The organism is Streptomyces sp. NPDC030143, from assembly GCF_055573695.1.
Genome location: NZ_JBVIAY010000011.1, coordinates 70,229 through 90,730 on the forward strand (window position 1 = coordinate 70,229; position 20,502 = coordinate 90,730).

Annotated in this window: 17 protein-coding genes; 7 read left to right on the forward strand and 10 right to left on the reverse strand. The window is 72.8% G+C overall.

Annotated elements, in window-relative coordinates; all coding sequences use genetic code 11:
- Positions 1-3 precede the first annotated feature (3 nt).
- Positions 4-876: an STM4011 family radical SAM protein gene (locus ACZ4YY_RS20285; protein ID WP_468291734.1), complete on the forward strand. Its 873-nt coding sequence runs from the start codon at positions 4-6 to the stop codon at positions 874-876.
- A 28-nt stretch (positions 877-904) separates the two neighbouring features.
- Complete coding sequence (locus ACZ4YY_RS20290; RefSeq protein ID WP_468291737.1) at positions 905-2,440, forward strand: CYTH and CHAD domain-containing protein; 1,536 nt, start codon at positions 905-907, stop codon at positions 2,438-2,440.
- Positions 2,441-2,643: 203 nt separating this feature from the next.
- On the opposite strand, the gene ACZ4YY_RS20295 is transcribed toward ACZ4YY_RS20290, so the two are convergent.
- The 5 genes from ACZ4YY_RS20295 to ACZ4YY_RS20315 all read right to left on the reverse strand — a co-directional run bounded on the left by ACZ4YY_RS20295 (position 2,644) and on the right by ACZ4YY_RS20315 (position 10,406).
- A complete protein-coding gene (locus tag ACZ4YY_RS20295) occupies positions 2,644-4,677 on the reverse strand; it encodes an RICIN domain-containing protein (protein ID WP_468291740.1) in 2,034 nt (677 codons plus the stop codon).
- Positions 4,678-4,978: 301 nt separating this feature from the next.
- Positions 4,979-7,024: a beta-galactosidase gene (locus ACZ4YY_RS20300; protein WP_468291742.1), complete on the reverse strand. Its 2,046-nt coding sequence runs from the start codon at positions 7,022-7,024 to the stop codon at positions 4,979-4,981.
- A gap of 73 nt (positions 7,025-7,097) precedes the next feature.
- Positions 7,098-8,435 carry an ABC transporter substrate-binding protein gene (locus ACZ4YY_RS20305; RefSeq protein WP_468291744.1) on the reverse strand — a complete coding sequence of 446 codons (1,338 nt, stop codon included), beginning with the start codon at positions 8,433-8,435 and terminating at the stop codon, positions 7,098-7,100.
- Between the two features lie 92 nt (positions 8,436-8,527).
- On the reverse strand, positions 8,528-9,475 hold the full coding sequence (locus ACZ4YY_RS20310) for a carbohydrate ABC transporter permease (protein ID WP_468291747.1): 948 nt from the start codon (positions 9,473-9,475) through the stop codon (positions 8,528-8,530).
- A 4-nt stretch (positions 9,476-9,479) separates the two neighbouring features.
- Positions 9,480-10,406: a carbohydrate ABC transporter permease gene (locus ACZ4YY_RS20315; RefSeq protein WP_468291750.1), complete on the reverse strand. Its 927-nt coding sequence runs from the start codon at positions 10,404-10,406 to the stop codon at positions 9,480-9,482.
- A gap of 341 nt (positions 10,407-10,747) precedes the next feature.
- Between ACZ4YY_RS20315 and ACZ4YY_RS20320 the strand changes: the two genes are divergently transcribed.
- Positions 10,748-11,785 carry a LacI family DNA-binding transcriptional regulator gene (locus ACZ4YY_RS20320; protein ID WP_468292138.1) on the forward strand — a complete coding sequence of 346 codons (1,038 nt, stop codon included), beginning with the start codon at positions 10,748-10,750 and terminating at the stop codon, positions 11,783-11,785.
- Positions 11,786-11,864: 79 nt separating this feature from the next.
- Here ACZ4YY_RS20320 and ACZ4YY_RS20325 read toward each other — a convergent pair whose 3' ends face one another.
- Positions 11,865-12,533 (reverse strand): lysophospholipid acyltransferase family protein, encoded by a 669-nt coding sequence (locus ACZ4YY_RS20325; RefSeq protein WP_468291753.1) that lies wholly within the window; start codon positions 12,531-12,533, stop codon positions 11,865-11,867.
- A gap of 150 nt (positions 12,534-12,683) precedes the next feature.
- On the opposite strand from ACZ4YY_RS20325, the gene ACZ4YY_RS20330 reads away from it, so the two are divergent.
- Together ACZ4YY_RS20330 and pgm are read left to right on the forward strand one after the other, a co-directional pair.
- A complete protein-coding gene (locus ACZ4YY_RS20330; RefSeq protein WP_468291756.1) occupies positions 12,684-12,860 on the forward strand; it encodes a hypothetical protein in 177 nt (58 codons plus the stop codon).
- Positions 12,861-13,034: 174 nt separating this feature from the next.
- On the forward strand, positions 13,035-14,675 hold the full coding sequence (gene pgm / locus ACZ4YY_RS20335) for a phosphoglucomutase (alpha-D-glucose-1,6-bisphosphate-dependent) (protein WP_468291759.1): 1,641 nt from the start codon (positions 13,035-13,037) through the stop codon (positions 14,673-14,675).
- 116 nt (positions 14,676-14,791) lie between these two features.
- On the opposite strand, the gene ACZ4YY_RS20340 is transcribed toward pgm, so the two are convergent.
- The 3 genes from ACZ4YY_RS20340 to ACZ4YY_RS20350 are packed head-to-tail and all read right to left on the reverse strand — an operon-like array spanning position 14,792 to position 16,399.
- Complete coding sequence (locus ACZ4YY_RS20340) at positions 14,792-15,064, reverse strand: DUF6510 family protein (protein WP_468291762.1); 273 nt, start codon at positions 15,062-15,064, stop codon at positions 14,792-14,794.
- Positions 15,065-15,084: 20 nt separating this feature from the next.
- Positions 15,085-15,798 carry a ferredoxin reductase gene (locus tag ACZ4YY_RS20345; protein WP_468291765.1) on the reverse strand — a complete coding sequence of 238 codons (714 nt, stop codon included), beginning with the start codon at positions 15,796-15,798 and terminating at the stop codon, positions 15,085-15,087.
- A gap of 1 nt (position 15,799) precedes the next feature.
- Positions 15,800-16,399 carry a sulfite oxidase-like oxidoreductase gene (locus ACZ4YY_RS20350; RefSeq protein ID WP_468291768.1) on the reverse strand — a complete coding sequence of 200 codons (600 nt, stop codon included), beginning with the start codon at positions 16,397-16,399 and terminating at the stop codon, positions 15,800-15,802.
- A 578-nt stretch (positions 16,400-16,977) separates the two neighbouring features.
- Here ACZ4YY_RS20350 and ACZ4YY_RS20355 point away from each other — a divergent pair.
- Together ACZ4YY_RS20355 and ACZ4YY_RS20360 are read left to right on the forward strand one after the other, a co-directional pair.
- On the forward strand, positions 16,978-17,847 hold the full coding sequence (locus ACZ4YY_RS20355; RefSeq protein WP_468291770.1) for a PP2C family protein-serine/threonine phosphatase: 870 nt from the start codon (positions 16,978-16,980) through the stop codon (positions 17,845-17,847).
- Positions 17,848-17,897: 50 nt separating this feature from the next.
- The gene (locus ACZ4YY_RS20360) at positions 17,898-18,908 is read left to right on the forward strand and encodes an MASE1 domain-containing protein (RefSeq protein WP_468291772.1); all 1,011 of its coding nucleotides are present in this window, start codon (positions 17,898-17,900) and stop codon (positions 18,906-18,908) included.
- A 622-nt stretch (positions 18,909-19,530) separates the two neighbouring features.
- Here ACZ4YY_RS20360 and ACZ4YY_RS20365 read toward each other — a convergent pair.
- Complete coding sequence (locus ACZ4YY_RS20365) at positions 19,531-20,475, reverse strand: Vgb family protein (RefSeq protein ID WP_468291774.1); 945 nt, start codon at positions 20,473-20,475, stop codon at positions 19,531-19,533.
- Between the last annotated feature and the right edge of the window lie 27 nt (positions 20,476-20,502).

Consider the following 20,502-nt stretch of genomic DNA (forward strand, 5'->3'; position numbering starts at 1 on the left):
GCCATGGACCTGACTCTCCTGTACCGCGGCCCCCTCGCCTCCTGCGACTACGACTGCCCGTACTGCCCCTTCGCCAAGCGGCGCGACACGACCGCCCAGCTGCGCGCCGACCGCGCCGCCCTGGAGCGGTTCGCGCGGTGGGCCGCCGCGCAGACCGAGGACCGCCTCTCGATCCTCTTCACTCCCTGGGGCGAGGGCCTGGTCCGCTCCTGGTACCGGCGCACCCTCACCGAGCTGTCCCACCTGCCGCACATCCGGCGCGTGGCGATCCAGACCAACCTCAGCTGCCGCACCGACTGGCTCGCCGGGGCCGACCTCGACACCCTCGCCCTGTGGTGCACCTACCACCCCGGCCAGACCCCCTACGACCGCTTCCTCACCAAGTGCCGCGACCTCGCCGGGCGCGGCGTCCGCTTCAGCGTCGGCGTCGTCGGGCTGCCCGAGCACCTCGACGCGGCCCGCCGTCTGCGTGCAGACCTGCCCGGCCACGTCTACCTGTGGATCAACGCCGCCGAGGGCCACACCTACACGGACGAGGAGGCAGGCCCGTGGACCGCCCTCGACCCCCTGTTTCCCTACAGCCGCCACCCGCACCCCAGCGCGGGCCTGCCCTGCCGCACCGGCGAGTCCGTGATCTCCGTCGACGGGGACGGCACCGTCCGCCGCTGCCACTTCGTCCGCACCGGGCTCGGCAACCTCTACGACGGCTCCTACCGTGCCGCCCTGCGCCCCCGCCCCTGCCCGCTGGCCGTCTGCGACTGCCACATCGGCTACGTCCACCTCGAGACGCTGCCCCTGTACGACGTCTTCGCCGGCGGCGTCCTGGAGCGCGTTCCCGCGGCCGGCACCGACAGGTTCGATCCGGCGCAGGTTTGATTCGGCGCAGCGGGTCAACCGGGAATACATGACCCAGTCGACACGGGAGACCGAACGCAAGTACGAGGTGCCGGGCTCGGGTGGCTTCCCCAGGCTGTCCGGCCTGACCGGTGCGGGAAGCGGCACCTCCCTCATCGATGTGGGCACCCACGACCTGGACGCCGTCTACTACGACACCGCCGACCTGCGGCTGACCCGCAGCGCCGCGACCCTGCGCCGCCGCACGGGCGGCTCCGACTCCGGCTGGCACCTCAAGCTGCCGCTGGACGACGACACCCGCGAGGAGGTCCGCGCCCCCCTCCAGGAGGAGATCCCCGACCGGCTGCGCGAGCTGACGCTCTCCCGCACCCGCGGCGCCCGCCTGGAGCCGGTGGTCCGCATCCGCTCCCACCGGGCCGTACGCGAACTCGTCGACTCCGACGGCGCCCTCCTCGCCGAGGTCGTCCTGGACGAGGTGCGGGCCGAATCCCTGCGCTCCGACGGCGGGCACGCGGACTGGGCGGAGCTGGAGGTCGAACTCGTCGAGGACGGCGACGAGCGCCTGCTGAAGCGCGTCGACAAGGCCCTCGGCAAGGAGGGCTACGCCCGGCTGCGGACGCCCTCCAAGCTGACCCGCGCCCTCACGGAGACCGCCGGGGACACGGAGTCCGCAGCGGACCGGCCCGCCGGGGTGGCCGGGGGCTCGGCGGGCGAGCAGGTGCTCGCCTACATCGACGAGCAGGTCCGCACCCTCGTGGACGTGGACCCGGCGGTACGCCGCGCGCTGCCGGACTCCGTGCACCGGATGCGGGTCGCCTGCCGGCGCCTGCGCAGCTCTCTGCGCTCGTACCGCTCCCTCTTCGACCGCGAGGTCACCGACCCGATCCGCGCGGAGCTCAGGTGGCTCGGCGCGGAACTCGGGGCCGAGCGCGACCAGGAGGTGCTGGGGGAGCGGCTGCGCACGGCACTGGAGGAACTGCCCGGCGAACTCGTCCTCGGCCCCGCCTCCGCCCGCCTGCAGGCCTGGGAGGCCGCCCGCTCGGCCGAGGCCCGCGAACGCTCCCTCGCCGCGCTCACCTCGCCCCGCTACGTGGCTCTCCTGGAGTCGCTGCACCGGCTGACCACCCACCCGCCGCTGCGCCCCAGGGCGACCCGCAAGCCGGCGAAGGTCCTGCCCAAGGCCATCCTGAAGGAGTACGACCGGCTCGCGGGACGTGTGGAACGGGCCCTCGGCACACCCCCGGGTCCGGAACGCGACGCCGCACTCCACCACGCCCGCAAGGGCGCCAAGCGCCTGCGCTACGCCGCCGAGGCGGCCCGTCCCGCCCTCGGCGGGGCCGCGAAGCGGCTGGCCAAGGAGACCAAGGCCGTGCAGACGGCGCTCGGCGACCACCACGACAGTGTGGTCGCCCGCGACACCCTGCGCCGCCACGCCGTCGCCGCCCACGCCGCCGGCGAGCCCGGCTTCACCTGGGGTCTGCTCCACGGCCTGGAGCAGGCCTCGGCCGCCGCGCACGAGCGGGAACTGCCCACACTGTGGGAGCGGGCCTCGCGCGGCCGGCTGCGCAGGGCGCTGCGCTCCTGAGCATGCTCACGCGGCAGACCGGCACATCGGCCCGGACGCTCACGCGGCAGACCGGCACATCGCGGCCCGGACGCTCACGCGGCAGACCGGCGCCTCGGTCGGCACGCCCGCGCGGCGAACCGGCGCCTCGGACCCGCATGCCTGTGCCCGCACCGCGCAGGACGCGGTGCGGGCACAGGTGTCAGCGGTGTCGCCGAAGCGGGTCAGTCCGTGGTGGTCACGTCCGTCACCCGCCAGCGCTGGTTGGCGCCGGAGTTGGCCTGCCACGTCGTGACGGCGGCCCCCTCGTGCGTCGCCTGTCCCCCGACCTCGAGGAGACGGCCGGTGGCCGCGTTCACCAGCGTCCAGGTGCCGTCACCGGTGGTCGACATGATCCACTCGGTGGCCGCATCGCGCTCGCCGGTGTCGGGCTCCACCACGGGCACGTTGTCGCGGACGGCGAGGCGCTTGCCCTCGGCCGGGTTGGCGAACACGTACCGCTGGCGCGCGCCGGTCTCGCCGTACCGGGCGTCGAGCTGCCACTGCTGGGCGGTGCTGTCGTTGCCGGTGCCGATGACCAGGTTCGTGCCGTTCGCGGCGACCGTCACGGCCTTGCCGCTCTGGACGCCGGTCAGCGTGTAGGTGTGGCCCTTGCTGATCAGCGGGGCGTCCTTCGCGACGCCGGAGACGCCCCGGACGGCGAAGGAGGTCACCGACTGGGCGGGCACGGTGAACGTCGCCCTGCGGTCGCTGACCCGGATCGGTGCCTGCCGCTCCAGCTTGCCGTCGGCGCTGGTGACGACCGGGGTGACGAGCGCGTCGCGCGTCACGTTGCGGAACTTCGACAGGTCGAGGGTGACCGTGCGGGCCTCGGTGGTGCTGTTGACGTGGACGAGCGAGAGGCCCTTGCCGTCCTTGGTCACGGCGGCGGCGCTGGAGGTGTCGTTCACCTTGATCAGCTTGTCGCCGGGCTTGATGAAGTGCGTGAAGTTGCGCGCGGTGTCGAACTTGGTGTTCGTGTAGATCGGGCAGGTCTCCAGCGTGTCCGCGGAGGTGCAGCTGAACGGCATCTGGATGCTGCCCCAGTTGCCGCCCTTGGCGGACTCGCCGCCCGGCTTCATGTTGTCGTAGTCCTCGACCGGCTGCCAGAACACCCAGGCCTTGGGCTCCAGCTCCCGCAGGTCGTCGACGATCCGCTGGGCGAGACCGAGACCGGGCCGCATGTCGGTGAAGCTCTGCCCGTCGCCCCAGTCGCCCTCGACCTCGCTCATCCACAGCGGCTTGTCGGCGGCCTTGGCGAGGTCGCGCACGGTGGTGCGCTGCCCGGTGCCGTAGGTGTGGACGTTCATCTGGTCGACCAGGTCGCGCGAGGCCTGCGCGTAGGCGTTCCAGTTCTGCGCGAAGATGCTCGGGTTGGTCTCGTCCATCGCCGAGATCTGCGCCTTGGTCTTGGCCTTCTTCAGCGCGGGCGCCAGGGCGGCGAGGACCTTCTCCTGGAGGCCGGGCCCGATGTGGGCGCCCTCCTGACGGCCGCCGACCGGCTCGCCGTCCGCTCCGAGACGGGTGCTCCAGTAGTCGGTGTTCGGCTCGTTGAACGGGTCGACGGTCGCGACCTTGATGCCGTGCGCCTTCTCCAGCCGTTTCGTCGCGCCCGCCAGGTAGGCGGCGAAGTCGTCGACCGACTCGGTCTTCAACTGGTCGGCGGTGGCGTCGAACCCGCCCGAGACGTAGCCGCTGACGGTCATGAACCAGGGCGGGGAGTTGCTGAACGTCTCCCAGTGCGTGATGTCCTTCTTGATGCGGTCCACCCACCAGCGCTGGGTGGCGTCGGCGTTCTTGTTCCAGTCGGCCGGGTCGTCGGCGCTCCACCAGTCGGTGTCCTCGCGGGTGGTGCCGGCCGGGGCCTTCCACCAGCCCTCGACGGCACCGCCGGCGCGCAGGTAGTCCTTGACGTCCGGGGCGTTGCCGCCGCCGATGTTGTACCGGGCGATGTTCAGCGCGAGGCCGCTGTCGTCGAAGAGCAGACGCGCGAGCTTCTCCCGGATCGCCGGCGGGTAGTCGCCGGTGGCGTTGGCGAACCAGACCAGGCTGGTGCCCCAGCCCTCGAACTTCTCCTGCTGGTAGGACGGGTCCGGCTGGACGGTGACCGAGGCGGCGGCCTCGGCCTGCGCGGGGACGCTCAGCAGGGCGGCCCCGGTGGCCAGGGCGGTGAGTGCGGCGGCCCCGAGGGACCGTCTGCTGCGGGTACGGCGTGCCATCGTGTGCTCCCAACTGCGGTGCGGTCGCTGCGTGGGCCCCTCCCGCCGCCAGGGCGGAAGGGGATGGCCCCCGGTACGGATGGGTGCCGTGCCGAGGAGTCGTGGGGGGTGCGGGGAAGGTCTGCGTGCGCGGGCTCAGGGGTCCGTGCGCTGTGCCCGCCTGGGCCGCGCGGTCTGGTACCGCACCTCGCGGCGTTGCCGGAGAGCCCTGGTAGCTCCGCTACGAGGGCTCTCCGGCGCCTTGCGGTGCGCGGCACCGGACCACGCGGCCTGAATCAGGCGCTCATGGTGCAAGGACCCCTCAGACGGCGGGCTGTCGCACCACGGCGACCTCCCGGGGGGCGAGGACCACGGCGCCGCCCCCGTCGGCCGTGCCGAGCAGGACGTCGCCGCCCAGCCCGGCCACATGCACGGTGTCGTCGGTCCGGTTGACCAGGAACAGGAAGCGGCCCGACGCACCCTGGCGGACGGTCAGCTCCACCCGTCCGCGCACGTCGGCCGGCAGTTCGCTGCCGACCCCGGCCGGCTCCAGCAGGCGCGGCAGCAGTGAGGCGAGCCCGTCGACGCCGAGGCGGGTGGAGACGTAGGAGGCCGAACCGCCGTCGGACGGGCGCCGGGTGACGGCGGGCCGGCCCGCGTGCACACCGGTGCGGTAGTGGGCCAGGACCTCGGTGCCGGCGTCGGCGAGGGTGATCCGGTCGGTCCACAGGCTGCCCGTGGAGGCGTCGTCCAGCTCCACGCTCTCCCCGGCCAGGAGCGGCCCGAACTCCTCGACGCGGATGCCGAGCAGTTCCCGCAGGGCGCCCGGGTAGCCGCCCAGCCAGACGTGGTCGTTCTCGTCGACGACGCCCGAGAAGTACGTGGTGACCAGGTGGCCGCCCTGTTCGACGTAGCGCGTCAGCTCCTTGGCGAGCCCGGCGGGCACCACGTGCAGCACCGGGGCGATCAGCATCCGGTGGCGGGAGAGGTCGGCGCGGGTGGTGACGAGGTCGGCGCGCACCCCGAGGGCGAGGAGCGCCGAGTACCAGTCGAGCGCCTCCTGCCGGTAGTCGAGCAGGGAGGTGGGGTGGGAGTCCTGCTCACTGGCCCACCACGACTCCCAGTCGAAGAGGATGCCGACCGCGGCGGGCTCCCGCTCGGTGCCCGCGACCGGAGCGAGGGTCCGCAGCGTGGCGCCGAGACCGGCGACCGCGCGGAACAGGTCGCTGTCCGCGCCGGCGTGCGGGACCATCGCCGAGTGGTACTTCTCGGCGCCGGCCGCCGACTGCCGCCACTGGAAGAAGCACACCGCGTCCGCGCCGTGTGCGACGTGCAGCAGCGAGTCGCGGGCCAGGTCGCCGGGCCGCTTGGCCACGTTGACCGGCTGCCAGTTGACGGCGCTGGTGGAGTGCTCCATCAGGAACCACGGCCGGCCGCCCGCGATACCGCTGACGAGGTTCGCGGAGAACGACAGCTCGTCGCGGTCCTGGGGACCGGGGTGGACGTAGTGGTCGTTGGAGACGAAGTCGATCTCCTGCGCCCAGTCCGGGTAGTTCATGCCCTTGGTGCCGCCCATCACCATGAAGTTCGTGGTGACGGGTACGTCGGGAGTGATCTCCCGCAGGATGTCCCGCTCGGCGCGCAGATGGTCCTTCAGCGCGTCGGAGGAGAAGCGCTTGAAGTCGAGCTGCTGGGTCGGGTTGGGGTGGGAGGCGGCGAGGCGCGGCGGCAGGATCTGCTCCCAGTCGCTGTAACGCTGCGACCAGAAGGCCGTGCCCCAGGCGTGGTTGAGGGCCTCCAGAGTGCCGTAGCGGGCGCGCAGCCAGACGCGGAAGGCGCGGGCCGCGTCGTCGGAGAAGTCGTAGATGTTGTGGCAGCCCAGTTCGTTGGAGACGTGCCAGGCCACGAGCGCCGGATGGTCCTTGTACCGGTTCGCCATCTCGCGGACCAGGCGCAGGGCGTGCTCGCGGAAGACGGGGGAGGTGGGCCGCCAGTGCTGCCGGGCCCCCGGCCACACCGTCTCGCCGTTCGCCGTCACCGGCAGGACCTCGGGGTGGGCGGTGGTCAGCCAGGGCGGCGGGGAGGCGGTCGCGGTGGCGAGGTCGACGCCGATCCCACCCGCGTGCAGCAGGTCCATGACCTCGTCGAGCCAGCCGAAGTCCCAGGTGTCCGGGCTCGGTTGGATGCGGGCCCAGGAGAAGATCGCCACGGACACGACGGTGACGCCGGCTTCGCGCATCAGCCGGACGTCCTCCTCCCACACGTCCCTCGGCCACTGCTCGGGGTTGTAGTCGGCGCCGTAGGCCAGTCGCGGGGCGGGATCACCGTCCGCCCCGCGACGCTGGCGGGAGTGGAGGGTGGAGATCATGGCGGTCCTTCCGGGGTGTGGTGCACGGGGGCGGCGCGGCGGTGGGCCGCGCCGCCCGGCGTCTGCGGCTCGCTTACTTCTCGACCGTGAAGCCCTGCTCGGAGCCGTACTTGATCGAGGCGTCCTGCCAGGCCTTCAGACCGTCCGGCAGCTTGGTGCCCGAGACGTAGGCCTTGCCGACGGTGTCGTTGAAGATCGAGTTGGCGTACTGCTGGAAGGGCAGGTACGACCAGTCGTCGGCGACGTTGGCGGCGGAGTCGGCGAAGATCTTGTTCGCCTCCTGCCCGCCGAAGTAGTCGAACTTGGTGCTCTGGAACGCGGTCGACTGGAGCTCCGCGGTGGTCGCCGGGAAGGCGCCCTGCTTGACGCGGGTCTGCACGCCGTCACCGGCGTTGGCGTACTCGACGAAGGCGTAGGCGAGTTCCTTGTTCTTGCTCAGCGCCGGAACGGTCAGGGAGCTGCCGCCGTTCTCCGCGCTCGCCTTGTCGCCCTTGGTCCAGGCCGGCATCGGGGCCGCGCGCCAGTCACCGGCCGCGTTCGGCACACCGGTGACGAAGTTGGCGGGCATCCAGGCGCCGGTGGCCAGCGTGGCGATGGTGCCGTCGCCCAGCCCCTTGTACCAGTCGTCGGTCCAGCCGTTGATGGGCGCGAGGAGCTTCTCGTCGATGAGCTTCTGCCAGGTGTCGGTGTACTTCTTGGCGCCCGCGTCGGAGAAGTCGATCTTCACCTTGGTGCCGTCGACCTTGTAGGGACGCGAACCGGCCTGCCACAGCATGCTGGTGGTGAAGCCGGCGTCGCCGGCGTCGTTGGCGATGTAGACCTTCGGGTCGGCCTTGTGCAGCTTGCGGGCCGCGTCGACGTACTCGTCCCAGGTGGTCGGGACGGCGATCTTGTACTTGTCGAAGACCTTCTTGTTGTAGAAGAGCGCCATCGGACCGGAGTCCATCGGCAGGCCGTAGACGGCCTTGTCCTCGCTCACGGCGTTCCACGGACCCGGCGTGTACTTGGAGGCGAGCTTGTCCGCGCCGAAGGGGGCCAGGTCGGTGAGGCCCTTGGTGAGGGAGTACTGGCTCACCGCGAAGTACTCGACCTGCGCGACGTCGGGCACGCCCTTCTCGGCGGAGATGGCGTTCGACAGGGCGGTGTAGTGCTTGTCGCCGGACCGCTCGCTGACGAGGTTGATCTTGACCTTGGGGTACTTCTTCTGGAAGTCGGCGGCGACCGTCTTCAGCGTGGGCTCCCAGGCCCACACCGTGACCGTGCCGCCCTTCTGCAGGGCCGCCTGGACGTCCGAGGCGGAGACCGCCTTCTGGTCGGAGCCGTCGTCCGAGCCCCCGCAGGCGGTGGCACCCAGGGCGAGGGTGGACAGGAGGGCTATGCCGCGCAGCAGGCGGCTGGTCTTTCTGCGCATGAAGGTGCTTCCACTTCTTCGTGGGTGGGACAGGTGAGGGTGGGGGAGGTGCGCGATGGGGGGCTGGGAGGGCGGCCCGTGCGGGCCGCGGGTCACTCCTTGACGCTTCCGGCGGCGAGCCCGGACTGCCAGTACTTCTGCAGCAACAGGAACGCGGCGATCAGCGGCAGGATGGTGAGCAGCGAACCGGTGATCACCAGGTTGAAGATCACGTCTCCGCCGATCGTCTCCGCCTGGGAGTTCCAGACGCTCAGGCCCAGGGTCAGCGGATACCAGTCCGAGTCCTTGAGCATGATCAGCGGCAGGAAGTAGTTGTTCCAGGTGGCGACCGTGGTGAACAGCAGGACCGTCACGATGCCGGGGGCGAGCAGCGGCAGGGCGACCCGGAAGAAGGTGCGCGCCTCGCCGGCGCCGTCGATGCGGGCGGCCTCCAGCAGTTCCGTGGGGATGGCCTCGGAGGCGAAGACCCACATCAGGTACAGGCCGAACGGCGAGACCAGCGAGGGGATGATCACCGCCCACGGGGTGTCGGTCAGACCCATCTTGCTGAACATCAGGAAGGTGGGCACCGCGAGGGCCGTGCCGGGGACGGCGACGGCACCGATGACCACGGCGAAGATGCCGCGCTTGCCGGGGAACTCGAACTTCGCCAGCGCGTAACCGCCGAGCACCGCGAGGAGGGTGGCGCCGCCGGCGCCCAGCACCACGTACAGCAGGGTGTTCAGGAGCCACCGCGAGAACACGCCGTCGTCGTAGGTGAACGTGTCGCGGATGTTGTCCCACAGGGCGAAGTCGTCGCTGAACCACAGGCCGTTGGAGTCGGCCAGCCCGGCCTGCGTCTTGGTGGCGTTGATGGCCAGCCAGATCAGCGGCACCACGGTGTAGAGGACGATCAGGGACGTCAGCACCGTCAGCAGCACACTGCGCCGGGGCTTGCCGGGGCTGTGCCGGCGCGGGCTGCGCAGCCGCGGCGCGGTCCCGGCGCCGCCGGGACGCTGGGCGGGAACGGCGGGGGAGTCGGTGGTGAGAGGGCTGCTCATCGGGTCACGCTCCCTTGCGCATGCCGCGCAGCTGCACGACGTAGGCGATCACCATCGTGATCACGCCCATGATGATGGCCACCGTCGCGGAGTAGTTGTGCTGCTGGCCGTTGAAGGACAGCGAGTACGTGTAGTAGTTCGGGGTGTAGTCCGTGGTGATGGCGTTGCGCGCCAACGGCCGCAGGATGTTGGGCTCGTTGAAGAGCTGGAAGCTGCCGATGATGGAGAAGATCGTCGCGATGACGAGGGCTCCGCGGATCGCGGGCAGCTTGATGGCGGTGATGACACGCCACTGACCGGCACCGTCGATCTCGGCCGCCTCGTACAGCGAGTGCGGGACGACCCGCAGCGCCGAGTAGAAGATCAGCATGTTGTAGCCGACGAACTCCCAGGTGACGATGTTGCCGATCGACGCCAGGACGAGGTCGGGCGAGAGCGGGTCGGGCAGGGAGACGCCGAAGGCCTCGTTGACATCGCCCACCAGGCCGTACTTCGTGCCGTACATGAAGCCCCACATCAGGGTGGCCACCACGGCGGGCACGGCGTACGGCAGGAAGATCGTGATGCGGAAGAAGCTCTTGCCGTAGAGCCGTCCGCTGTCCAGGGCCAGGGCCACCAGCAGGGCGATGCCGAGCATGATCGGCACCTGGACGGCGAGGAAGAGCGACACCCGCGCGAGCGAGTCCCAGAACTGTTCGTCCTTCAGCGCCTGCGTGTAGTTGTCGAGGCCGACGAAGGTGGTGCCGCCGATGAGCTGGTCACGGAAGAGGCTGAGGTACATCGAGTACACGATCGGGGCCAGGAAGACCAGAGCGAACACGGCCACGAAGGGACCGATGAACCCCCACCCCGCCCAGGAGCGGCGGTCCCGTTGCGCCGGAGGGGGTGCCGGCCGTGGTTCGGCGGCCGCCGGCGGTTGCAGCGTCGTCATGTCGTTCCTCGCTCGTGCAGTCCTGGAACCCCGCGGTGCCGCACCCGACGTGCCGTGCCGCACCGCCATGATGTTTACGTAAACATCGGCCACTCGAAGGGGGCGATGGGCTGTTATGTTTACGTAAACATCTGATGGCGGCATGTCTACACTGCCCCGATAACGATGGTCAAGGGTCCCCCGGCAACACCGTGGTACCCCGGGCGGAAGAGAGGTGGGGACGACGCATGGACATGGCTGAAAGAGCCCGGGCGAAGGGGATCGGCCCGGCCGTGGGCCCGGCCACGGGCGGGCCCGGCGCCGTGGACCGCCCCCGCACCCGCTCCCGCGCCACGGCCTCGATGGCGGACGTCGCCCGCCTCGCCGGCGTCTCGTCGCAGACGGTCTCCCGCGTCTCCAACGGGTACGCCGGGGTGAACGAGGAGACCCGGCAGCAGGTGCTGGCCGCCATGAAGGAGCTGGGCTACCGGCCCAACAGCGCGGCCCGCGCGCTCAAGCGCGGCGAGTTCCGCACCATCGGCGTCATCACCTTCACCCTCTCCACCACCGGCAACGTGCGCACCCTCGAGGCGATCGCCACCTCCGCCGCGGCGGAGGGGTACGCGGTGACGCTGCTGCCGGTTGCCGTTCCCACCCAGGACGAGGTGCGCGGCGCGTTCTCCCGCCTGGAGGAACTCGCCGTCGACGCGGTGATCGTCATCATGGAGGTCCATCTGCTGGACGCGGCCACCGTCACGCTGCCGCCGCACGTCCAGGTCGTGGTGGTCGACTCCGACGCCGGGAGCCACTACACGGTCGTCGACACCGACCAGGCGGGCGGCACCCGCGAGGCCGTGCAGCACCTGCTGGACCTCGGCCACCTCACGGTGTGGCACCTGGCCGGACCCGAGGGCTCGTTCGCCGCGCAGCGCCGCGCGGACGCCTGGCGCGGCGCCCTCACCGAGGCCGGCCGCCCCGCGCCGCCCGTCGTCCGCGGTGACTGGTCGGCCGAGTCCGGTTACCGTGCCGGGCTCGAACTCGCCGCGCGCGCGGACTGCACCGCCGTCTTCGCGGCCAACGACCAGATGGCCCTGGGCCTTTTGCGCGCCCTCCACGAACGCGGCCGGCGGGTCCCCGAGGACGTCAGCGTCATCGGCTTCGACGACATCCCCGAGGCCGGCTCCTTCCTGCCCCCGCTCACCACCCTCCACCAGGACTTCGCCGAGGTCGGCCGGCTCTGCGTCCAGGCCGTCCTGCGAAAGATGCGCCGCGACGGCCCCCAGCGCGGCACCACGCTGGTCCCGACGCGGCTGGTCCTGCGCCAGAGCACGGCGCCGCCACCGGCGGACGCGGTCCCGCCCGGCGAGTGGCCGACGAGCGAGCCGTCGCCGTCGGGCTGAGCAGGACGTGCGCGGCGGGGCGCGCCACCTCCCCGACGGAGGAGCGGGCGGGGCTCGAGGGCGTCACGGCTCGAGGGCGTCACCGCGGCAGGTGTTCCGCCCTGTGCCCGTCCACCCGGCGGACCGCCGTCCGCCAGGCCGCCGTGACCGCGTGGCGTGCTGCCGTCGTACCGGGGGCCGTCTCGGCGGGCAGCCGCAGGGGCGCGCCGACGTGCACGTGACACCGCGGCCGGCGCAGGGGTGCCGTCACGGCGCCCGCCCACTGCTTGGCCGTCGGACCGGAGGAGATGCGGCGGGCGCCCGCGTGTCCCACCGGCACCACCAGCGCGCCGGAGGCCCGTGCGAGACGGGCGAGTCCGGTGCGGAACGCCTCCGGCGGGCCCGGGGCGGCGTCGGTGCGGTCCGGCAGTCGGCCCTCTCCGTAGAGGAGGACGTGCCGGCCCCCGGCGAGCGCCTCGGCGGCCGCGTCGAGGGCCCGGGCCGCGCGCGCCGACCCCCGGTGGACGGGGATGTGGCCTCCGCGGACCAGCACCCGCCCGAGCACCGGAACGCGCCACAGCCCGGCCGTCGCCATGACGGTCGGCTCCACGTCCAGCCGCCGCAGCGCGGCCAGGACGACCGCGGGATCGGCCGGCGAGTCGTGGTTCGCGACGAAGATCGTCCCCGCGGGAGGCCGGGTGCGCAGGTCGCTGGTCACGGTGAGGCGCCCGAAGAACGGGATCAGGGCGGAGGCGGCACGGCTGAGCACGAGAGGGCCCTTCGGTCGGGACGGTCCGGGTCCCGTCAGTGTCACGGCACCGGCCCCCTCCCGCCTGAGTACGGCTACTCAGCCCCGGGCCGGGCATCCGGAGAGGACAACGACCCGGAAACGAGCCGACACCCCGAAGGGACGGACACCGTGCTGGCCATCATCGCGGCGGTGGGCTTCTTCATCGCCTTCCTGATCAACGCGGCGGAGATCTCCACCAACGACGCCTTCACCTCCACCAACATCATGCTCCTGGCCCTGACCCTGCTCGCCCTCCACGTCGCGGGCATCGGCAGCGGCTGGGCGGTGCGGGGCCGCCGACGCTGACACGGCGCCCGGGGAGCGGATGCCCGTGCGCCGGGCATCCGTCCACCCCGCCCCGGACCAGGCCCCGCCCGTCCGCCCGTCCGCCCGTCGGACACCCGCCCTCGCGGCCGCCCTACGCCGCAGGGGAAGATGAGAGCCGCAACGCTTTGGTCGACCACATGGAGGAGCGGGTACATGCAGCACGAGCGAGCGGGCGGGCCGGCCGGATCCGAGGACCTCGTCGACGTCGCCCGGCTGGTCACCGCGTACTACGCGCTGCACCCGGACCCGGCGGACCCCGCGCAGCGGGTGACGTTCGGCACCTCGGGGCACCGCGGCTCGTCGTTGAACACGGCGTTCAACGAGGACCACATCGCCGCGACCAGCCAGGCCATCTGCGAGTACCGCACCGCACAGGGCACCGACGGCCCGCTCTTCCTCGGCGCCGACACCCACGCCCTGTCCGAGCCCGCCCGGGTCACCGCGCTGGAGGTGTTCGCCGCCAACGACGTGACGGTGCTCATCGACAGCGCCGACGGCTACACGCCGACCCCGGCCGTCTCGCACGCCGTCCTCGCCCACAACAAGGGCCGCACCACGGGTCTCGCGGACGGCGTGGTCGTCACCCCGTCGCACAACCCGCCCGCCGACGGCGGCTTCAAGTACAACCCGCCCAGCGGCGGCCCCGCCGGATCGGACGCCACCTCCTGGATCCAGGACCGGGGCAACGAGATCATCGCCGCCGGCCTGAAGGACGTCCGCCGCATCCCGTACGCCAGGGCGCTCGCCGCTCCCGGCACCGGCCGTCACGACTTCCTCGGCACCTACGTGTCCGACCTGCCCGGCGTCCTCGACCTGGACGCGATCCGCGCCGCCGGCGTCCGCATCGGGGCCGACCCGCTCGGCGGGGCCTCGGTCGCCTACTGGGGCCGGATCGCCGAACAGCACCGGCTCGACCTGACGGTGGTCAACCCGCTCACCGACCCCACCTGGCGGTTCATGACGCTGGACTGGGACGGCAAGATCCGCATGGACTGCTCGTCGCCGTACGCGATGGCGTCCCTCATCGACCAGCGCGACCGGTTCCGCATCGCCACCGGCAACGACGCCGACGCCGACCGGCACGGCATCGTCACCCCCGACGCCGGCCTGATGAACCCCAACCACTACCTCGCGGCCGCCATCTCCTACCTCTACGCCCACCGGGGGCAGTGGCCCGACGACACCGGCATCGGCAAGACCCTGGTGTCGTCCTCGATGATCGACCGGGTCGCCGCCGACCTCGGCCGCCGCCTGGTCGAAGTGCCCGTCGGCTTCAAGTGGTTCGTGGACGGGCTGGCCGACGGTTCCCTCGGTTTCGGCGGGGAGGAGTCGGCCGGCGCATCGTTCCTGCGCCGCGACGGCTCGGTGTGGACCACCGACAAGGACGGCATCATCCTCGCGCTGCTGGCCTCCGAGATCACCGCCGTCACCGGCAGGACGCCGTCGGAGCACTACGCCGCCCTGACCGCCCGCTTCGGCGAGCCCGCCTACGCCCGCATCGACGCCCCCGCGACCCGCGAGGAGAAGGCGCTGCTCGCCAGGCTCTCGCCGGCCCAGGTCACCGCGGACACCCTCGCCGGGGAGGCCGTCACCGGCGTCCTCACCGAGGCCCCCGGCAACGGCGCCGCCATCGGCGGCATCAAGGTGACCACGGCCAACGCCTGGTTCGCCGCCCGTCCTTCGGGCACCGAGGACGTCTACAAGATCTACGCCGAGTCGTTTCAGGGCCCCGACCACCTCCGCCAGGTGCAGGAGGAGGCCAAGGACGTCGTCATGGCGGCGCTCGGCGGCTGACCGCCGTACCGTCCGGGTCGGCGGTGGCCGGACGACGGCGGGGCGGGGCCGGGCGACGGCGTGGCGAGGTGGGGGCCGACGTCGCGAGGTGGGGCCGGACGACGGCGGGGCAGGGGTCAGGCGACGGCGAAGCGGAACGCCACGCCGCCCCCGCCCAGCGTCAGCCACACGTACCGGTCCCGCCGCACCAGCCGCAGCGCCACGTGCGCGCAGCCGGGGCAGCGGGCGGTGAGCCCCGGCTCGGGACCGTACACGTGCAGTTCGGCGAGCGGCCCCGAACGGGCGCACTCCGGGCAGCGCCACCACGCGGCGGTCGGCTCCACGGCCAGGATCTCCGAGAGCGGTCCGGCGAGGCAGTTTCCGTCGAGGTGGGCGGTGGTGTCGGCCACGGATCCTCCAGGTCGGGGTGTCAGCCGAAGCGTTCGGTGCGGATGGTCGCCGGGTCGCGGCCCAGGTCGGTCAGCAGATCGCCGACGGTCTCGACGAAATCGGTGGGACCGCAGACGTAGACCGGGCCGGCCGTCGGCAGCCCGTCGGTCGCCCGGGCGAGGTCGGCCGCCGTGACCCGGCCAGGGGAGCGGTCGGCGTCCGGCGGGGCGGTGCGGGTGTAGAGGATCCGGACGTCCAGGCCGGGGTGCCCGTCGGCGAGTTCCCCGGCGTACCAGACGTCGTCGGCGTCGCGCACCGAGTACAGCAGGCGGAACGGCCCGCGCGCACGGGACTGCCGGTGGGCGCGGACCATGGCCGCCAGCGGGACGATCCCGGAGCCGCCGGCCACCAGCAGCACCGGTTCGGTCCGCCCCGGCCGCCAGACGAACCAGTTGCCGAGCGGCCCCCGCACCTCCACCTCGGCCCCGACCGGCAGGTCGTCCGCGAGGTACGGCGAGACCTCGCCGTCGGGCACGGCCCGCACGCCCAGTTCGATCCGGTGGGTGGCGTCGGCCGGCGCGGCCAGGGAGTAGCTGCGCACGGCCCGGTAGCCGTCGTCGGCGGTCAGCCGGACGTCGACGTGCTGCCCGGGCAGATGGCCGGGCCAGCCGGCCACCGAGAACACCAGGGTGCGGCCCGTCGCGTTCTGCGGGCGCCGTTCGACCAGCCGCGCCGGGCGCCAGGCGACGGGCACGTCAGTCGCCCCAGGTGCGCTGCTCGCGCCACGGGTCGCCGTGGTCGTGGTAGCCGGCGCTCTCCCAGAATCCGGGCTCGTCCTCGTGCGTGAGCTGCATGTCACGCACCCACTTGGCCGACTTCCAGAAGTACAGGTGCGGTACCAGCAGCCGGGCCGGGCCGCCGTGCTCGGGCGACAGGGGCCGGCCGTCGTAGGTGTGGACGATCCAGGCCCGGCCGTCGAGGAGGTCCTCCAGCGGCAGGTTCGTGGTGTACCCGCCGTGGCTGCCGACGACGACGAAGCCGGCGGCCGTCTCCACGTCCTCGAAGAAGGCGTCGACGGGCACGCCCCGCCACCGCGTGTCGAACTTCGACCAGCGGGTCACGCAGTGGATGTCCCGCACCGTCTCCTGTTGCGGCAGCGCCATCATCTGCTCCCAGGTCCACGCGTGCGTCGCGCCGGCCTCCGTGGTCAGGGTGAACCGCCACGTCTCGACGGAGACCTTCGGCGTGGGTCCGGCCGAGAGCACGGGGAACGACTCGGTCGGGTACTGACCGGGCGGCAGCCTGTCGGTCAACCGCCGGGCACGGCCCCGGAAGCCGGGGGAGAAGGAGTTCACGGTGTCATCTCCTGGGCGCGTCCGCCGGGGAGCGCGCGAGGTTCCGTAGCCAGTGTCGGGCGGCGCGGGCCCGTTCACCACCCGGTGGCCCGCGGGCCCGCTCCGGGCGTCGGCGTCCGGCACGCCGGGGGTGCCGGACGCACACGGATCGCCCGACGTGCACCGCGCCTGGCCCAGAGGCGCACGCGCGGTCTCGACCTCGAGCCGGGCCGACGGGGGCGTCCGGGCCTGGACCCGGGCCGACGGAGGCCACCTGGCCCGGCCCCGGGGCCGACGAGGGCTCCCGGGCCGGCCCGGGCCGACAGCGGCGCCGCCGGCGCCCGGCCGCCCTGGAAGACGAGCAGGTACACGGTCAGGCCACGGGCCCTGACCCGGCCGGGAGACGGGTCTGCACGGCCGCGTTGAGGGTGGACAGGACGCCGATCCGCCGATCCGGGCCCGCTCGTCACGGACCCTGCCGGTTCCACCGGTCCGCCCGGCTCCGCACTGTCTGACCCCACCCCCGAGTCGCTATCATCCATTAAACGCGGAATATGACATTCGCCCCGAAGGGGCTACCGTCCTCTCCGGAGTGATCCATGGCCCGCAAGCGCACCACGGACGACGGCGACGAGCTGCTGGCCAGACTCGGTTCGCTCACCGCCCAGGCGCGCGAGCGCGCGGAGCTCCAGCGCTCCAGGGTCGAGCTCGCCATCGCCCTGCAGCGCGGCATGCTCCCGCGGGCCCTGCCCGCGGCCCGCGGCCTGCGTCTGGCCGTCCGGTACATGCCCGCCTACCAGGGCCTCAACGTCGGCGGCGACTGGTACGACGCCTTCACCCTGCCCGACGGCCGTATCGGCCTGTCCATCGGTGACGTCCAGGGCCACAACATCGAGGCGACCGCCTTCATGGGCCAGGTCCGCGTCGGCCTGCGGGCCCTCGCCTCCGTCACGAGCGAGCCGGGCGAACTCCTCGCCCGGACCAACGCCCTGCTCCTCTCCCTGGGCAGCGACCTCTTCGCCACCTGCACCTTCATGCGCCTCGACCCCACCACCGGCGTGCTGGAGAGCGCCCGGGCCGGCCACATCCCGTGCGTGTGGGCCACGGCCGACGGCAAGTCCGGCGTCGCCGAGGACGAAGGGGGGCCGCCGCTCGGCGTCCAGGACGGCATGGAGTACCCGGTCACCCGCTACCGGCTCACCAAGGGCGGCGTGTTCGTCCTGCTCACGGACGGCGTGGTGGAGGGGCCCTCCATGAGCGTCGAGGAGGGCCTCGACCAGGTCGTGCGGCTCGCCGGCATCGCCGCCGTCGCCGGAATGGACGCGGGCTCCCTGGCCGCCGCCGTCATCAAGGGCGCGGAACGCGTCGGCCACGAGGACGACGCGGCCGTCCTGGTCGTCGGCCACGACGGGGTCATCGGGGAGTACGCGCGCCGGGCGGGGGTGTACGGGGGGCTGGTTCAGCCATAGGGCCGGACGGGGCGCCTCCCACCTCGCCGACCGTCTCGCGCCGGTGTCTGATGGCTGCTGTGGTGGGTACCAGCGAACTGCGCCGGCCGGCCGTCCTCGCCGTCGAGACGATGGTGGTCGCGGGCTGCTACTACGCGGCCGGGCGGCTCGGCCTGCTGCGGCAGCTCGTCGTCGACGGCGCCGTCTTCACACCCATCTGGCCGCCCTCCGGCGTCGCGGTGGCCTGCCTGCTGCTCCTCGGCCTCCGGGCGTGGGCCGGCATCGCGCTCGGAGCGCTGTTCGTCATCCTGTCGCTCACCTCCCTCCGGCCCGTCGTGCTCGTCAACATCGCGGGCAACACCGCCGCCCCCGTCTGCGCGTACCTCATGCTCCGCAAGGTGGGCTTCCGCACCGACCTCGCGCGGTTGCGCGACGGACTCGCCCTCGTGTTCCTCGGGGCTCTGACGGCCATGCTGCTCAGCTCCACCGTCGGGGTGGGCGTGCTCGTCCTCACCGACGAACTCGCCGCCGACAGCTTCTGGCCCGTCTGGCTCGCCTGGTGGGTCGGCGACGCGATGGGCGTCCTGCTCGTCACGCCCGTCCTGCTGCTCCTGTACGGCCTGCGCAGCCCGCCGGTCCTGGCGCGTTGGGGGGAGGCGTCGTGGTTGGCCCTCATCACCGTCGCCCTGGTCCCCTTCGCCACGCACAGCCACATCAGCCTGCTCTTCCTCGTCTACCCGCTGCTGATCTGGGCGGCCCTGCGCTTCCAGCTCGCGGGCAGCATGGTGTGCGCCCTGTTCACCTCCGTCCTGGCCACCGTCGCGGCCACGGACGAGGTCGGCCCGTTCGCCCGGCTGTCCCGTGTCGAAGTCATGATCAAACTCCAGGCCTTCAACGGAACGATGGCCCTGACCGCGCTGCTGCTGTCGGCCGTCATCGTGGAACAGCGCAACACGCGCCGCTCCGTGGAACGCGCCTGCCAGGAACTGGTGGAGGTCCTGGAACACCTCACCGCGGGGGACAACCCCCACGGCCGCCCCCCGAAGGATCCGGACGGCGACCCACCACCCCGAGGGCCGTGACGCGCCCGGCCCCCTCCGGAAGCCGCCCGGCCCCCTCCGGAAGCCGCCCGGCCCCCTCCGGAAGCAGCGAGGCGCCCGGCATCCGTCCGAACCGGCCGTGACGCGCCCGCGTCCGTCCGAAACCGGCCATGACGCGCCCGGCATCCGTCCGGTCCGGCTGCGAGGCGCTCGGCGTCTGCCGGAAGCAGTCGGGAGGCGCTCGGCGCTCGCCTGTTCCGGCCGGGGGCGCCCGGCATCCGTCCGATCCAGCACCCGGCGGACCTTGCCTGCGCGGGCCGGGTTCCACCGGCCGGCCCGTCGACACCGGCCGGCCCGTCGACGCGGGCCCGGCCCGCCGACACCCGCCGCCGGTCGACACCCGCCGCTCGTCGACACCCGCAAGCCCGTCGACGCGCGTCGGCCCGCCGGCACGCACCGTCCGGAGACCCCCGCCCGCCGCCGCACCCCCGACCCGCCGCCTGCGGCCACCCCGCGACCCGCACTGCCGCCTCCCGCCGCCCGGACGTGACGTCGCCGGGGTGGCGGGAGCGCCCGCCGCGCGCCGCTCAGGACACGCCTGAGGTCGTCGTGGGTCCGCCGGCGCGGCAGGAGGCGGGGGCGCGGTACGGCGCAGGCGCGGTCGTCATCGCCGGAGCCGCGCCACACCCCCCGTCTCCAGGGCCACCCACACCGCGCCGTCGGGGCCGACGGCGATGCCGTGCGGTTCGCTGGAGGGTGACGGCAGGTCGTACTCGGTGATCCGGCCGTCGGAGGTGATGCGGCCGACGCGGTTGCCGCCCCACTCGGTGAACCAGCACTCCCCGGCGCCGGCCGAGGTGATCGCGTGGGGCCTGGCCGCGCGGTCGGGCAGCGGGAACTCCTCGACACGGCCGTCCACCGAGATGCGGCCGATCTGCCCGGCCCCGATCTCGACGAACCACAGGTCGACGCCGTCACCGGTGATGCCCACCGGCGCGGCGCCGGGGGTCGGCAGGGGGTGGACCGTGACGGCGCCGTCGACCTCGACACGGCCGATGGCGTCGCCCTGGTTGAGCGTGAACCACAGGGCGCCGTCCGGTCCCGCGGTGATCGTCGAGGGGAAGCCGCCCGGGACGGGAACGACGTACTCGGTGATCTCGCCCCGGTGGTCGATCCGGCCGATCCGGTCGGTGTTCATCTGCGTGAACCACACCGCGCCGTCGGGGCCCGCGGTGATGCCGAACGGGCCGCTGTCCGGCGTCGGCACCGGGAAGGACCGCAGCTCGCCGTCGACGGTGATCCGGCCGATGCGGTGGTCGTGGTACCGGGTGAACCACAGGGCACCGTCCGGCCCGGGCGCGATGACGGTCGGCCGGCACCCGGGCGAGTCCAGCGGATACTCCGTCACCTCGCCCTCGGGCGTGAGCCGCGCGATGCGGCCGGCGTGGACCAGGGTGAGCCACAAGGCGCCGTCGGGCCCGGCCGTGATGCCGTAGGGCCCGGCCTTCTCGTCCCCCACGGGGAACTCCGTCACCGACGAGGGGGTGGGAACGCGCTGCACAGGATCTCCGTCCGTTGTCGTCGCCTGCCGACTCCTGGGAAGCAGCATGCCAGCGGGTTGACGTGTACTCAGCAT